The organism is Pseudomonas sp. BIC9C, assembly GCF_034541995.1.
Lineage (GTDB): Bacteria > Pseudomonadota > Gammaproteobacteria > Pseudomonadales > Pseudomonadaceae > Aquipseudomonas > Aquipseudomonas fluorescens_CC.
Window position 1 is genome coordinate 575,866 of the sequence record NZ_JAWDGM010000002.1, and the last position, 12,601, is coordinate 588,466.

The 12,601-nt window shown below is 61.3% G+C and carries 13 protein-coding genes and 1 pseudogene; 8 read left to right on the forward strand and 6 right to left on the reverse strand.

The features are described 5' to 3' along the window. Nucleotides 1-26: 26 nt before the first annotated feature. From RS887_RS12565 to RS887_RS12575, 3 genes are all read left to right on the forward strand, one after another. Nucleotides 27-665: an FMN-dependent NADH-azoreductase gene (locus tag RS887_RS12565; protein WP_322615634.1), complete on the forward strand. Its 639-nt coding sequence runs from the start codon at nt 27-29 to the stop codon at nt 663-665. Further along, complete coding sequence (locus RS887_RS12570; RefSeq protein WP_322615635.1) at nt 666-971, forward strand: multidrug efflux SMR transporter; 306 nt, start codon at nt 666-668, stop codon at nt 969-971. Nucleotides 972-1,079: 108 nt separating this feature from the next. Further along, nucleotides 1,080-1,970 carry a triacylglycerol lipase gene (locus tag RS887_RS12575; RefSeq protein ID WP_322615636.1) on the forward strand — a complete coding sequence of 297 codons (891 nt, stop codon included), beginning with the start codon at nt 1,080-1,082 and terminating at the stop codon, nt 1,968-1,970. 89 nt (nt 1,971-2,059) lie between these two features. Here RS887_RS12575 and RS887_RS12580 read toward each other — a convergent pair. Beyond that, nucleotides 2,060-2,946, reverse strand: a pseudogene (locus RS887_RS12580) (DMT family transporter). A 97-nt stretch (nt 2,947-3,043) separates the two neighbouring features. Between RS887_RS12580 and RS887_RS12585 the strand changes: the two are divergent. From RS887_RS12585 to RS887_RS12595, 3 genes are all read left to right on the forward strand, one after another. Beyond that, the gene (locus RS887_RS12585) at nt 3,044-3,838 is read left to right on the forward strand and encodes a helix-turn-helix transcriptional regulator (RefSeq protein WP_322615637.1); all 795 of its coding nucleotides are present in this window, start codon (nt 3,044-3,046) and stop codon (nt 3,836-3,838) included. A 64-nt stretch (nt 3,839-3,902) separates the two neighbouring features. Continuing rightward, on the forward strand, nt 3,903-4,211 hold the full coding sequence (locus RS887_RS12590; RefSeq protein WP_111284342.1) for a PsiF family protein: 309 nt from the start codon (nt 3,903-3,905) through the stop codon (nt 4,209-4,211). 266 nt (nt 4,212-4,477) lie between these two features. Continuing rightward, nucleotides 4,478-5,491, forward strand: a complete 1,014-nt coding sequence (locus RS887_RS12595) for a hypothetical protein (protein WP_322615638.1) — start codon at nt 4,478-4,480, stop codon at nt 5,489-5,491. A 136-nt stretch (nt 5,492-5,627) separates the two neighbouring features. Here RS887_RS12595 and RS887_RS12600 read toward each other — a convergent pair whose 3' ends face one another. After that, a complete protein-coding gene (locus RS887_RS12600) occupies nt 5,628-6,902 on the reverse strand; it encodes an Hsp70 family protein (protein ID WP_322615639.1) in 1,275 nt (424 codons plus the stop codon). Between the two features lie 297 nt (nt 6,903-7,199). On the opposite strand from RS887_RS12600, the gene RS887_RS12605 reads away from it, so the two are divergent. Both RS887_RS12605 and RS887_RS12610 read left to right on the forward strand, forming a co-directional pair. Continuing rightward, nucleotides 7,200-8,147: a DnaJ C-terminal domain-containing protein gene (locus RS887_RS12605; protein WP_111284472.1), complete on the forward strand. Its 948-nt coding sequence runs from the start codon at nt 7,200-7,202 to the stop codon at nt 8,145-8,147. Between the two features lie 27 nt (nt 8,148-8,174). Continuing rightward, nucleotides 8,175-8,480, forward strand: a complete 306-nt coding sequence (locus RS887_RS12610; RefSeq protein ID WP_322615640.1) for a chaperone modulator CbpM — start codon at nt 8,175-8,177, stop codon at nt 8,478-8,480. Between the two features lie 138 nt (nt 8,481-8,618). Here the strand turns inward: RS887_RS12610 and RS887_RS12615 are convergent, their stop codons facing one another. From RS887_RS12615 to RS887_RS12630, 4 genes are all read right to left on the reverse strand, one after another. Beyond that, nucleotides 8,619-9,746, reverse strand: a complete 1,128-nt coding sequence (locus RS887_RS12615; protein WP_322615641.1) for a HAMP domain-containing sensor histidine kinase — start codon at nt 9,744-9,746, stop codon at nt 8,619-8,621. Nucleotides 9,747-9,917: 171 nt separating this feature from the next. Next, entirely contained in the window at nt 9,918-11,618 is a 1,701-nt protein-coding gene (ureC, locus tag RS887_RS12620) for an urease subunit alpha (RefSeq protein ID WP_322615642.1), read from the reverse strand. 141 nt (nt 11,619-11,759) lie between these two features. Next, nucleotides 11,760-12,065 carry an urease subunit beta gene (locus RS887_RS12625; protein ID WP_108218464.1) on the reverse strand — a complete coding sequence of 102 codons (306 nt, stop codon included), beginning with the start codon at nt 12,063-12,065 and terminating at the stop codon, nt 11,760-11,762. Further along, the gene (locus RS887_RS12630; RefSeq protein ID WP_322615643.1) at nt 12,065-12,598 is read right to left on the reverse strand and encodes a GNAT family N-acetyltransferase; all 534 of its coding nucleotides are present in this window, start codon (nt 12,596-12,598) and stop codon (nt 12,065-12,067) included. The genes RS887_RS12625 and RS887_RS12630 overlap by 1 nt, the downstream gene beginning before the upstream one ends. Nucleotides 12,599-12,601 lie beyond the last annotated feature (3 nt).

Below are 12,601 nucleotides of genomic sequence, written 5' to 3' on the forward strand. Positions count from 1 at the left end.
TGAGTTTAGTCCCTGAGGAGATTCAGATGAGTAAAATTCTTGCCGTTCATGCCAGTCCCCGTGGTGATCGCTCTCACTCCCGCCGTTTGGCCGAAGTGTTTCTGACGGCCTGGCAGGCCCGTCATCCACAGTCACAGTTGACCCGGCGCGAAGTCGGTCGGGCGCTGATACCGCCGGTCAACGAGGCATTCGTGGCCGCTGCGTTTTACCCCGAGCCCGACACCCGGCCACTGTCGATGCAGGCCGACCTGGCGTTCAGCGACGAGCTGGTCGGCGAACTGCTGGGCCACGATGTATTGCTGATTTCCACGCCGATGCACAACTTCAGTGTGCCCAGCGGCCTCAAGGCCTGGATCGATCAGATCGTGCGCGTCGGGGTGACCTTCGATCACACCCAGGACAATGGCGTGGCCCAGTACCAACCGTTGGTGCAGGGCAAAAAAGCCCTGATCATCACCAGCCGTGGTGGCTTCGGCTTTGGCCCGGGAGGCGAGCTGGAATCCATGAACCATGCCGACAAGCTACTGCGCACGGTGCTCGGATTCGTCGGCATCACGGACGTCACCGTGGTGGCCGCCGAGGGCGAAGAGTCCGCCGAGCGCACCTTTGAAATCTCTGCCGCCGAGGCTGAGCGGCGCTTGTTGGCGCTGGCCGGGGAGTTCTAGATGGCCTGGCTGTTTCTGCTGGTCGCCGCCGGGTTCGAAGTCACCTTCGCCATGGGCATGAAGTACGCCGAGGGCTTCACCCGGCTCGGGCCTTCGTTGATCACCGTGGTGGCCGCTGTGGGCGGGATCTACTTCCTGACCCTGGCCATGCGCGAATTGCCGGTGAGCATTGCCTACCCGATCTGGACCGCCATCGGTTCGCTGGGCACGGTGTTTCTCGGTTTCGCGCTGCTGGGTGAAAGCCTGACCGTGATCAAACTGGTCTCGGTCGGGCTGATCGTGGCGGGTGTGGCGGGGTTGAAGTAGGGTGGATGACATAGACTTGTCGTCGAGTTGTCATCTTCGCTGGTGATGCTTGGTGGATGTCCTGCACCCCGCCTCGCGTCACCCCCCCGACCACAAGGATGTCCACCCATGTCGCAAGGTTCTGCCCCGCGCTACCCGCTGGTGTTGGTACCCGGAATGCTCGGGTTCATCCGGTTGGTGTTTTATCCGTACTGGTACGGGATCGTCGAGGCGCTACGCCGCGGCGGTGCGGTGGTGTTCGCGGTGCAGGTCTCGCCGCTTAATTCGAACGAGGTGCGCGGCGAGCAATTGCTGGCGCGTATCGAAGAAATCCTGCGGGAAACCGGTGCTGGCAAGGTCAACCTGATCGGCCATAGTCAGGGCTCGCTGACTGCCCGTTATGCGGCGGCCAAACGTCCGGACCTGATCGCTTCGGTGACCTCGGTGGCGGGGCCGAATCACGGTTCGGAACTCGCCGATTACCTGCATGAGCATTATCCCCATGACAGTGTACGTGGCCGACTGCTGTGCTTTTTGCTGCGGATGATCGGCGCGCTGATGGGGTGGCTGGATACCGGTTACCGCGGGCCGAAGCTGCCGGTGGATATCCATGCGTCCCACCACTCCCTCACCACCGCTGGCGTCGCGCGGTTCAATCAGCATTATCCACAAGGGCTGCCTGACATCTGGGGCGGTCACGGGCCGGGAGAGGTCAACGGCGTGCGTTATTACTCCTGGTCCGGCACCTTGCAACCGGGTATTACCGATCGCGGGCGCAATCTGCTGGACTGCACCAACCGCAGTTGCCGGTTATTCGCCAAAACCTTCGTCCGCGAAGCCGGACATTGCGACGGCATGGTCGGACGCTACAGCTCGCACCTGGGGACGGTGATTGGCGATGAATATCCGCTGGATCACTTCGATATCGTCAACCAGTCGCTGGGGCTGGTGGGCAAGGGGGCCGAGCCGATCCGGTTGTTTGTCGAGCATGCGGCGCGGCTGGCGGCGGCAGGCGTCTAGACCGCGTTATCGTTCTTCGCGAGCAAGCCCGCTCCCACAGGGGAATGCATTCCAAATGTGGGAGCGGGCTTGCTCGCGAAGGCGGCGGATCAGGCAATACTGATCTTGCGACCCAACACCGTCGTCCAGCGTTCGGAAACAATCACCCCGCCCAAGGTCAACACCCCGCCCACCAGGTGATACATCGCCAGTTGTTCATGCAGCACCACCGCCGCGATCAATGCGGTAATCAACGGCAGCAAGTTGAAAAACTGCGTGGTCCGGCTCGGACCCAAACGCACCACGGCCTGCATCCACGCCAGCGGCGCGACCATCGAAGCCAGCAGACAGGCGTACAACACCAGCGGAATATTCTGCAGGGTCGGGCCGATTTTCGGTGAGGCGAGGAACAGCGGAAACAGCACCACCACCGCCACCAGCACCTGCAAATACAGGAGCACCAGCGGCGGCAGTTTCAGCTGCCATTTTTCAACAGGGTGCTGTAGATCGCGTAGGCCAGGGTGGCGATCAGCATCATCGCGTCGCCCAGGTTGACCCCGTGCTCCAGCAATGCGCCAAGGCTGCCGGATGACACCACCACCAGGACACCGGTGAATGACAGCGCCGCACCGGCCAGGGCCCCCATGGTCAGGCGCTGGCCGAGGCTGATGATTGCCATGGCGAGTGACATCAGCGGCATCAGCGACAGGATGATGCCCATGTTGGTCGCCGAGGTCAGGCTCGCGGCGAAGTACGCCAGGCTTTGATAGACCGCCATGCCGAGAACACCGAGGACAAGGATCTTGCCCAGGTTCGGGCGGATCAACGGCCAATGGTCGAGCACCGGTTTAAGCATGAAAGGCGTGAACAGCAACCCGGCCAGCAGCCAGCGGTAGAAACCGATCTCGGCGGGGAAGATCGCCCCGGCCGACATTTTGGTGATTACGGTGTTGCCGGCCCAGATAAAAATGGCCAGCAGGGGATAAGCGTATTGCATCGGGAAAAACCAGAACGTTAATGAGGGGCAATTATCCCCTTGTCTGGATGCAAGCCTATACTTCGAACCAGACAACCCGCCCCTGATGACGGACAGCATGAGCAGTAAACACATCGACCTGCTGGATTTCAGCGAACTGCCGTCGGCGGTGTACTTCCGCTACGCCGATTTCGACGCCCACGAATACGCTGCACCCCATCGACATCCCTGGGGGACGCTGGAATATGCAGCCCATGGCGTGCTGCACATGGACGTCGAGGGCAGCCGCTTCATGTCGCCACCGCAATACGCGGTGTGGGTACCGCCGCAGATCGAGCACAGCTTCTATAGCCACCAGCCGGTCAACTACCGCGCCGTGTGCCTGGCACCCAAGGTGTGCGCCGATCTGCCGTCGCGAGCCTGCACCCTGGCCATCAGCGACATTCTCAAGGCGATCCTCAAGGACTTCGCTGCCCGGGACGTGAAAATTCCCGAACTGGCTGCCGATCAGCGTCTGGCCCAGGTATTGGTGGACCAGCTACAACAGGCCCCGGTGCACGAGTGCTATCTGCCCTACGCCAGCAGCCCTGGACTGCTGGGGATCCTGGAAGCGTTGCAGGCCGAGCCTGGGGATAACCGGCCTTTGTCGGAATGGGCCGCACGCATCCATGTCAGCGAGCGCACCCTGGCACGGCAGTTCATGCGGGAACTGGGTATGAGTTTCGGTGAGTGGCGCCAGCGCCTGCGCTTTCTGGCGGCGATCGAAACGCTGGAAAGCCCGCGAAGCATTCAGGAAATCGCCTTCGACATGGGCTACAGCACCGGCTCGGCGTTTATCGCGATGTTCCAGCGACAGGCCGGGTGTACGCCGGAGCAGTATCGACGCAGCCATCTGGAGAACAGGAAGGTGTAACAGGGGTTGTCTACACTCCAGTACAAGGCCGCGCCCCTCGGTGTGGCAGCCAGGAGAAAACTCCATGAAGATGTTGCGTGTCCCTTTGTTGATGATCGGTTTGCTGCTCTGTTCCCAAGGCTTCGCCGCCACAGCACAACAGGAAAAGATGACCACCTGCAATGCCGACGCCACGGCCAAAAGCCTCAAGGGCGACGAGCGCAAAGCCTTCATGAGCACCTGCCTGAAGGCCGCGCCGGCGGCAAACGATGCCGGTAAAGCCTTGACCCCTCAGCAGGAAAAGATGAAGACCTGCAATGCCGACGCCGCCACCAAGGCCCTCAAGGGTGATGAGCGCAAGGCGTTCATGAGTGATTGCCTGAAGAAAAAATAAACCTGGAAGCCAGTGGTGAATGTGCCGCCCTCATCGTCGGAACGCCGCCCGGAGCAAGCCCGCTCCCACACGGTTTCTGTGCTGAACAAAAATTACGCAGGCATCCAAGATCCCTGTGGGAGCGGGCTTGCCCGCGATGAGGTCGGCAAGGGCAGCGGTAACTCAAGCTGCCACCCCACCAAGGTCGCCCCACACAATCCCTAGTGCTCGCACCGGATCGCTGGCAGACTGCCAATCCTTTTTATGCCGTTCGTTTTTGAGGCTGTATGCCAACGTTTTCTCAGCGTCAAGTTTTGCTGGTCATCAGCTGGGTCATCATTTTTGGCGGGCTGCTGCTGGTCCTGCCGCTGCGGTTGCTGCCCAGCCTGCTCGCCGGGTTGCTGGTGTTCGAACTGGTCAACATGCTCACCCCGCAACTGCAACGACTGATTGAAGGCCGACGTGCACGTTGGCTGGCAGTGGCGTTGCTGGGGACTCTGATTGTCAGCGTACTGTCGTTGATCTTTGCCGGCGCCATCAGTTTTCTGCTGCACGAAGCGGAAAACCCCGGTGCTTCCCTCGACAAGTTCATGGGGGTGGTCGACCGCGCGCGCGGGCAACTGCCGCCGTTCATCGACGCCTATCTGCCGGCCAGTGCCGCCGAGTTTCGCGTGGCGATTGGCGAATGGGTCAGCAAGCACCTCAGCGATTTGCAACTGGTGGGCAAGGACGCAGCGCACATGTTCGTGACCCTGCTGATCGGCATGGTGCTGGGTGCGATCATTGCCTTGCAGCGTGTGCCGGACCTGACCAAACGCAAGCCGCTGGCTGCGGCGCTGTTCGATCGCCTGCACCTGCTGGTCCAGGCGTTTCGCAACATCGTGTTCGCCCAGATCAAGATTTCCCTGCTCAACACCTTCTTCACCGGGATTTTCCTGGCGGTGATCCTGCCGCTGTTCGGCATCAAGCTGCCGCTGACCAAAACCCTGATCGTGCTGACGTTCCTGCTCGGCCTGCTGCCGGTGATCGGCAACCTGATGTCGAACACCCTGATCACCATCGTCGGTCTATCGCTGTCGATCTGGGTTGCCTTGGCGGCGCTGGGTTACCTGATTTTTATCCACAAGCTCGAATACTTCCTCAACGCGCGCATCGTCGGCGGGCAGATCAGTGCCAAGTCCTGGGAGTTGCTGCTGGCGATGCTGGTGTTCGAGGCCGCGTTCGGCCTGCCGGGGGTGGTGGCGGGGCCGATTTACTACGCGTATCTGAAGAGTGAGTTGAAGCAGGTGGGGATGGTTTGATCTGCTGGATCTTTATTGCCTGATCTGGCGCCTTCGCGAGCAAGCCCGCTCCCACATTTGACTGTATTCCATCTGGAGGAACCTGGTTGAATGTGGGAGCGGGCTTGCTCGCGAAGGGCGCACCAAAGATTTCAGATCAGTCCATCGAGCCGTAACGCTTTGCAGCCTCGATCGCCAGACCGCTACCGATACTGCCAAAGATATTCCCTTCCACATGCCGCGCCTTCGGCAGCATCGCCGAGACGCTGTTGCGCAGCGCCGGGATACCGCTCGAACCGCCGGTGAAGAACACCGTATCGACCTGGTCGACCCGTACGTCGGCGTTTGCCAGCAGTTGGGTGACGCTGTTGCGCACCCGCTCCAGCAGGCTGTCGATGGCCGACTCGAACAGTGCACGGCTCAAGTCCACGCTCAGGCCCGCTTCAATGCGGTCCAGCGGCACGTGGCGGCTGTCGGCGTGGGTCAGCTGGATCTTGGTTTCTTCCACTTCCATCGCCAGCCAGTGCCCGGCGCGCTGTTCGATCAGCTTGAACAGGCGATCGATGCCGCCGGTGTCCTCGATGTCATAGCGCATGCTGCCCAGAGCCAGCTGGGATTTCTGCGAGTACACCGAGTTGATCGTGTGCCAGGTCGCCAGGTTCATGTGGTGGCTGGTGGGCATGTAGGCGCCGCTCTTCATCCGGCTGCCGTAGCCGAACAGGGGCATCAGGCCGGCCAGCGACAGTTGCTTGTCGAAGTCGGTTCCGCCGATGTGCACACCGCCGGTGGCGAGGATGTCGTCCTGGCGGTTATCCACAGCGCGACGCTCCGGCGACAGACGTACCAGGGAGAAGTCGGACGTACCACCGCCGATGTCGACGATCAGCACCAGCTCTTCTTTCTCGATGGTCGACTCGTAGTCGAATGCCGCGGCAATCGGTTCGAACTGGAACGAGACTTCCTTGAAGCCGATCTTGCGCGCCACATCGACCAGGGTGTCTTCGGCTTCCTTGTCGGCCATCGGGTCGTCATCGACAAAGAACACCGGCCGACCCAGCACCACTTCTTCGAACTCCCGACCGGCGGCCGCTTCGGCACGGCTCTTGAGCTGGCCGATGAACAGCCCAAGCAGGTCCTTGAATGGCATCGCCGTGCCCAGGACGCTGGTGTCGTGCTTGATGAGCTTGGAACCCAGCAGGCTCTTGAGCGAGCGCATCAGGCGGCCTTCGTAGCCTTCCAGGTACTCGTGCAGCGCCAGCCGGCCGTACACCGGGCGGCGTTCTTCGATATTGAAGAAGACCACTGACGGCAGGGTGATCTTGTCGTCCTCCAGCGCGATCAGCGTTTCCATGCCGGGGCGCAGCCAGCCGACGGTGGAGTTGGACGTGCCAAAGTCGATACCCACGGCACGGGCTGGAGATGCGTTGTTCATGTCTTTCAGGTTCCGGTTAAAAAACGGCCGCGCAGTGTATGTCAGAGCGCGCCAGATTCGAAGGCCGGTTATCTGCTAATTCTTCGCGAACAATGCCTTGAAAGATGGGGCATTCCCCCCAAACTACCCTGCATCAACCGGACAGCCGCGGGAGTGCTCGCAAGAAGCCCCGCCTGTTGCCGATAAACTTCTTCTGCGCCGCCCGGTCACAAACTTGAGATCGGTCAGACCAATGGCTGCAAACAAGCGCATGCTGTGGCCCGTGGCGCGATTTGATAACGGATGGTGATTCCCGCGATGGACTTCAAAGACTATTACAAGATTCTCGGTGTGGAGCCGACCGCAGACGATAAGGCGATCAAGGCCGCCTATCGCAAGCTGGCGCGCAAATACCACCCCGACGTCAGCAAGGAAAAGGATGCCGAGGCCAAATTCAAGGACGCCTCGGAAGCCTATGAAGCACTTAAAAGCGCCGACAAACGTGCCGAATACGATGATCTGCGCCGCTATGGCCAGCATGGCCAGCCGTTCCAGGGGCCACCGGGCTGGCAGAGCCGTGGCGGTTTCGGTGGTGGCGGCCAGGACACGGGCGATTTCTCGGACTTTTTCAGTTCGATATTCGGCAACCGTGGGCCAGGCTTTGGTGGTGGTGGACAGTCGCGTCGCAGCACCGGACGTCGAGGGCAGGATGTGGAAATGGAGCTTGGGGTTTTTCTCGAAGAAACGCTGTCGACCGAGTCGAAGAAGGTCACCTTCCAGGTGCCGCAGTACAACGCGGCCGGCCAGCATGTGAGCAACACCAGCAAAAGCCTGAACGTGAAGATCCCTGCCGGCGTGAGCGACGGCGAGCGTATTCGCCTCAAGGGGCAGGGCGCGCCGGGTGTGGGTGGCGGGGCCAATGGCGACCTGTACCTGACGATCCGTTTTGCGCCGCACCCGAAATTCGACGTCGAAGGCGAGAACCTGATCATCACCTTGCCACTGGCACCGTGGGAGCTGGCGCTGGGCGCCGAAGTCGCCGTGCCGACCCTGACCGGCAAGATCAACCTCAAGGTGCCAGCCGGCAGCCAGAACGGCCAGCGCATGCGCGCCAAGGGCCATGGCCTGATGAACAAGGCCGGTGAGCGGGGTTACCTGTTCGTGCAACTGAAGGCCGTGATGCCGAAGAAGTCTGATGATGACATCAAGGCCTTGTGGCAGGAGCTGGCGAAAAAAGCCGCGTTCGACCCGCGAGAGCATTTTTGATCCCTTGGAACCAAGGAGTCACTGACAATGAGCAGTCCCCTGAACGTTCAACTGGACATGGCAGAATTCTGTGAGGCGACCGAGCTGTCGGACGTCTACGTGATCGAAATCGTCGAACACGGCATCCTCGAACCTCAGGGCGCTCAGCCCAAGGACTGGCGTTTCAATGACTACGAGCTGACCCTGGCCAAGCGCGCCGCCAAGCTGCGGCGCGACCTTGACCTGGAATGGGAAGGCGTCGCTCTGGCGTTGGACCTGCTCGAAGAAGTCCGGCAACTGCGGGCAGAGAACCGCATGCTCAAGCAGCGGTTGGGGCGGTTGTTGGTCGAGTAGGTGTTCTGTTGTTTTTGCCTGGCCTGTCAGGCCGCTTTCGCGAGCAAGCCCGCTCCCACAGGTTGTTCACCGTCCATGTGGGAGCGGGCTTGCTCCGGGCGGCGTTCCGACGAAGAACGATAACGCGGTCTCCCAATCTCACACCTTCCTGGGCAACACCACGGTAAACGTCGTCCCGTCGGTCTCATTGGAGCTGACTTCAATGGTGCCGCAATGGGCATCGACCACTTCCTTGACGATAAACAGACCGAGCCCAAGGCTGGTAGAAGGCTGGCCCAGTTCTTCGTCGGCGCTGCGCACCAGCGGATCGAAAATCGAGCCGATGGCATCTTCGGGAATAGGGGGGCCGTAGTTGTGAACGGTCAGGCGAACTGTTTCCGGCTCGCCTGTCAGGGCCACGGTCACGTCGTGTTTGTTCGACCCATGTTGCAGCGCGTTACCGATCAGGTTTTGCAGTAGTTGCTGGAGTCGCCCGGCATCCCAGACGCCGCGGGTATCGCCCACGGTTTCCAGGGACGGATCACAGGCGGGATTGCCGGCGCAGGCCTCGGCGATGGCTGCGTGTGCCGCATCGGCCAGGTCCACGGGCGCCGGATCGATCGGCAGGCGTTTGCCCAGGCGACTGCGCACCAGCTCCAGCAAGTCGCTGACCATCACCGCCATATGCTGGGTGCCACGCTGGATGTGGGTCGCACAGGCCAGGGCATCGCCCTCGAGTGTGGTTTTGCGCAGGAGCATTTCGATGGACATGCTCACCGCTTGCAGAGGTGCGCGCAGGTCATGACCGAGGATAGCCAGAAAGATGTCCCGCGAGCGATTGACCTGTTCGGCATAGGCGGCGGTGGATTCGGCCAGGGCTTCGTCGATGGCTTCATTGAAACGGATCATGTCCTGGAAGTAGGACATGTCGGGGGATTCGAGACTGTCGACCCACAGGCGAATGACACAGGCGCGCAAGTGGCGGAATTCGCTAGTCATCTGCACCAGGTCGAAGCCCACGGTATGGCGCAGTTCGCCATGGCTGGCGCCGGCCTGATCCAGGCTTGGGGTCTTTTCCGGGCCTTCGCCTCGGGCCTTGGCGGCCTGCTCAAGCGGGCTCTGGGGTTTGGTCATGTCCCGGGCAGCGGCCAGCAGAATCGATTTCGCATGATCGCGCAGCGCGATGCAGTCCATGGATTCGGCGGCCGGAGTGATGGTTTTGGCGAACTGTTCCCACTCATCGACGATGCGATTGACGTTCTGCACGATGAAATCGGAAAGGCGCATGGCAATTACCTGAGCATGAGTCGAGGGCAGCGAATCGAATAGTAGCCCCTTTGGCGGAAAATACACGACCGCTCATGATCTGGTTTCATTGTCCGTAAGCGGTAAGGAAACAGGCCAAAATCCCTCGCGTCCTGCAAGGCATCGAGGCCTGTTTCATGGTGGGGCGAAGGCTCAGAACAGGAAATATCGCTGGGCCATCGGCAGGGTTTGCGCCGGTTCGCACCACAGCAACACACCATCGGCCTTGACCTGATAAGTCTGCGGATCAACGTCGATGTTCGGCAGGTAGTCGTTGTGGATCAGGTCGGTTTTCTGCACGTCGCGGCAACCTTTGGCCACAGCGATTTTCTTCTTCAAACCCAGTGCCTCAGGCAAGCCTGCATCCAGCGCCGCCTGGCTGATGAAGGTCAGGCTGGTGGCGTGCAGCGAACCGCCGAAGCTGGCGAACATCGGGCGGTAGTGTACCGGTTGCGGCGTCGGGATCGAGGCATTGGCGTCGCCCATCAGGCTGGCCGCAATGGCACCCCCCTTGAGAATCAGCGTCGGTTTCACGCCGAAAAACGCCGGGCGCCAGAGCACCAGATCCGCCCATTTACCCACTTCCACCGAACCCACTTCATGGCTGATGCCGTGGGTGATCGCCGGGTTGATGGTGTACTTGGCGATGTAGCGTTTGGCGCGGAAGTTGTCGTTGCCTTCACCATCGCCGGGTAGTGGCCCGCGCTGTTTTTTCATCTTGTCGGCGGTCTGCCAGGTGCGGGTGATGACTTCGCCGACGCGGCCCATGGCCTGGCTGTCGGAACTGATCATCGAGAAGGCGCCGAGGTCGTGCAGGATATCTTCGGCGGCAATCGTCTCGCGGCGAATGCGGCTTTCGGCGAAGGCCACGTCCTCGGCAATGCTCGGGTCAAGGTGATGGCAGACCATCAGCATGTCGAGATGCTCATCAATGGTGTTGCGGGTGAACGGCCGGGTGGGGTTGGTGGAGCTCGGCAGCACATTGGCAAGACCGCAGGCCTTGATGATGTCCGGCGCGTGACCGCCCCCGGCACCTTCGGTGTGATAGGTGTGAATGGTGCGGCCCTTGAAGGCGGCAATGGTGGTCTCGACGAAACCGGATTCGTTGAGGGTGTCGGTGTGGATCGCCACCTGCACGTCGAACCGGTCGGCCACGCTCAGGCAGTTGTCGATACTCGCTGGCGTGGTGCCCCAGTCCTCATGCAACTTGAGGCCGATGGCGCCGGCCTTGACCTGTTCGATCAATGGTTCCGGCAGGCTGGCATTGCCCTTGCCGGTCAGGCCGATGTTCATCGGGAACGCATCGGCGGCCTGGAGCATGCGCGCCAGGTGCCACGGCCCGGAAGTGCAGGTGGTCGCATTGGTGCCGGTGGCCGGCCCGGTGCCGCCACCGATCATGGTGGTGACGCCGCTCATCAATGCCTCTTCGATCTGTTGCGGGCAGATGAAGTGGATGTGGGTGTCGATGCCGCCGGCGGTGAGGATCATGCCTTCGCCGGCGATGACTTCGGTGCTGGCGCCAATGGCGATGTTGACGTTGGGCTGGATGTCCGGGTTGCCGGCCTTGCCGATCGCCGCGATGCGCCCGTCCTTGAGACCGACGTCTGCCTTGACGATGCCCCAGTGATCGATGATCAGTGCGTTGGTGATCAGGGTGTCGACCACCTCGGCGGCCAGCAACTGGCTCTGACCCTGGCCGTCACGGATGACTTTACCGCCACCGAACTTCACTTCTTCGCCGTAGGTGGTGAAGTCCTGTTCCACTTCGATCCACAACTCGGTATCGGCCAGGCGCACCTTGTCACCGACGGTGGGACCGAACATGTCGGCGTAGGCTTGACGGGAAATCTTCATTCGTTCGCCTTGGAATTCAATTGAGTTTGAGACTGTTCGCTTCGCTCACAGATTCGCGAGCAAGCCCGCTCCCACATTCGATCGCGTTCCCCTGTGGGAGCGGGCTTGCTCGCGAAGGCGTCAGTGGGGACATCGGATTACTTAGAGGTCACCCATGATGCGCCCGGCAAACCCGAACACCCGGCGATGCCCGGCCAGATCCACCAACTCCACCTCGCGACTCTGCCCCGGTTCGAAACGTACCGCCGTGCCGGCCGGGATGTTCAGGCGCATGCCGCGACTGGCGGCGCGGTCGAAAGTCAGGGCGTCGTTGGTTTCGAAAAAATGGTAATGCGAGCCGACCTGGATCGGCCGGTCGCCGCTGTTGGCCACCTTCAGGCTGAGGGTGCGCCGGCCGGCGTTGAGCTCGATCTCGCCGGGCTGGATCTGGTATTCACCGGGAATCATCAATGGGCTCCTTGGAGAACCTTGTAGTAGAGGGCGGTCGGCTTGTAGCGGCCACTCGGGTCGCAGGCGTAATCGGGAATCTCACCGGCGCGGGTATAGCCCAGCGATTGGTAGAAGGCTTCGGCGGGCGAACCGGCCTCGGTGTCGAGGTAAAGCATGCCGCGCTTGTGCTGCAGGGCGGCCGCCTCCAGAGCGCTCATCAGTTGCTGGCCCAGTCCGCGGCGCCGCGCGTGTTCGCGTACCAGCAACTTCTGCACTTCGGCACGGTTCCGACCGTTGGCTTTCTGGCACAGACTCAGTTGTACGCTGGCCTGCACCTGCTCGTCCTTGACCACCACCCACAGCAGCACACTGCCCTTGTTCAGGTTGTCCTGGACCTCATCGAAATACGCATGGGCCTGGGTCGCATCGAGGTCAGCCATGAAGCCGACACTGGCGCCATAGCCGACGGCATCGAGCAGCAGGTCGATCAGGCCCTGGCGATAATGCGCAAAGCTTTCAACGTTGACGCGTCGCAGTTGGGCGGCATTCATAGG

Coding starts and splice junctions, on each gene's coding strand:
- RS887_RS12565 (WP_322615634.1), top strand. CDS start 27: ATGAGTAAAATTCTTGCCGTTCATGCCAGTCCCCGTGGTGATCGCTCT.
- RS887_RS12570 (WP_322615635.1), top strand. CDS start 666: ATGGCCTGGCTGTTTCTGCTGGTCGCCGCCGGGTTCGAAGTCACCTTC.
- RS887_RS12575 (WP_322615636.1), top strand. CDS start 1,080: ATGTCGCAAGGTTCTGCCCCGCGCTACCCGCTGGTGTTGGTACCCGGA.
- RS887_RS12585 (WP_322615637.1), top strand. CDS start 3,044: ATGAGCAGTAAACACATCGACCTGCTGGATTTCAGCGAACTGCCGTCG.
- RS887_RS12590 (WP_111284342.1), top strand. CDS start 3,903: ATGAAGATGTTGCGTGTCCCTTTGTTGATGATCGGTTTGCTGCTCTGT.
- RS887_RS12595 (WP_322615638.1), top strand. CDS start 4,478: ATGCCAACGTTTTCTCAGCGTCAAGTTTTGCTGGTCATCAGCTGGGTC.
- RS887_RS12600 (WP_322615639.1), bottom strand. CDS start 6,902: ATGAACAACGCATCTCCAGCCCGTGCCGTGGGTATCGACTTTGGCACG.
- RS887_RS12605 (WP_111284472.1), top strand. CDS start 7,200: ATGGACTTCAAAGACTATTACAAGATTCTCGGTGTGGAGCCGACCGCA.
- RS887_RS12610 (WP_322615640.1), top strand. CDS start 8,175: ATGAGCAGTCCCCTGAACGTTCAACTGGACATGGCAGAATTCTGTGAG.
- RS887_RS12615 (WP_322615641.1), bottom strand. CDS start 9,746: ATGCGCCTTTCCGATTTCATCGTGCAGAACGTCAATCGCATCGTCGAT.
- ureC (WP_322615642.1), bottom strand. CDS start 11,618: ATGAAGATTTCCCGTCAAGCCTACGCCGACATGTTCGGTCCCACCGTC.
- RS887_RS12625 (WP_108218464.1), bottom strand. CDS start 12,065: ATGATTCCCGGTGAATACCAGATCCAGCCCGGCGAGATCGAGCTCAAC.
- RS887_RS12630 (WP_322615643.1), bottom strand. CDS start 12,598: ATGAATGCCGCCCAACTGCGACGCGTCAACGTTGAAAGCTTTGCGCAT.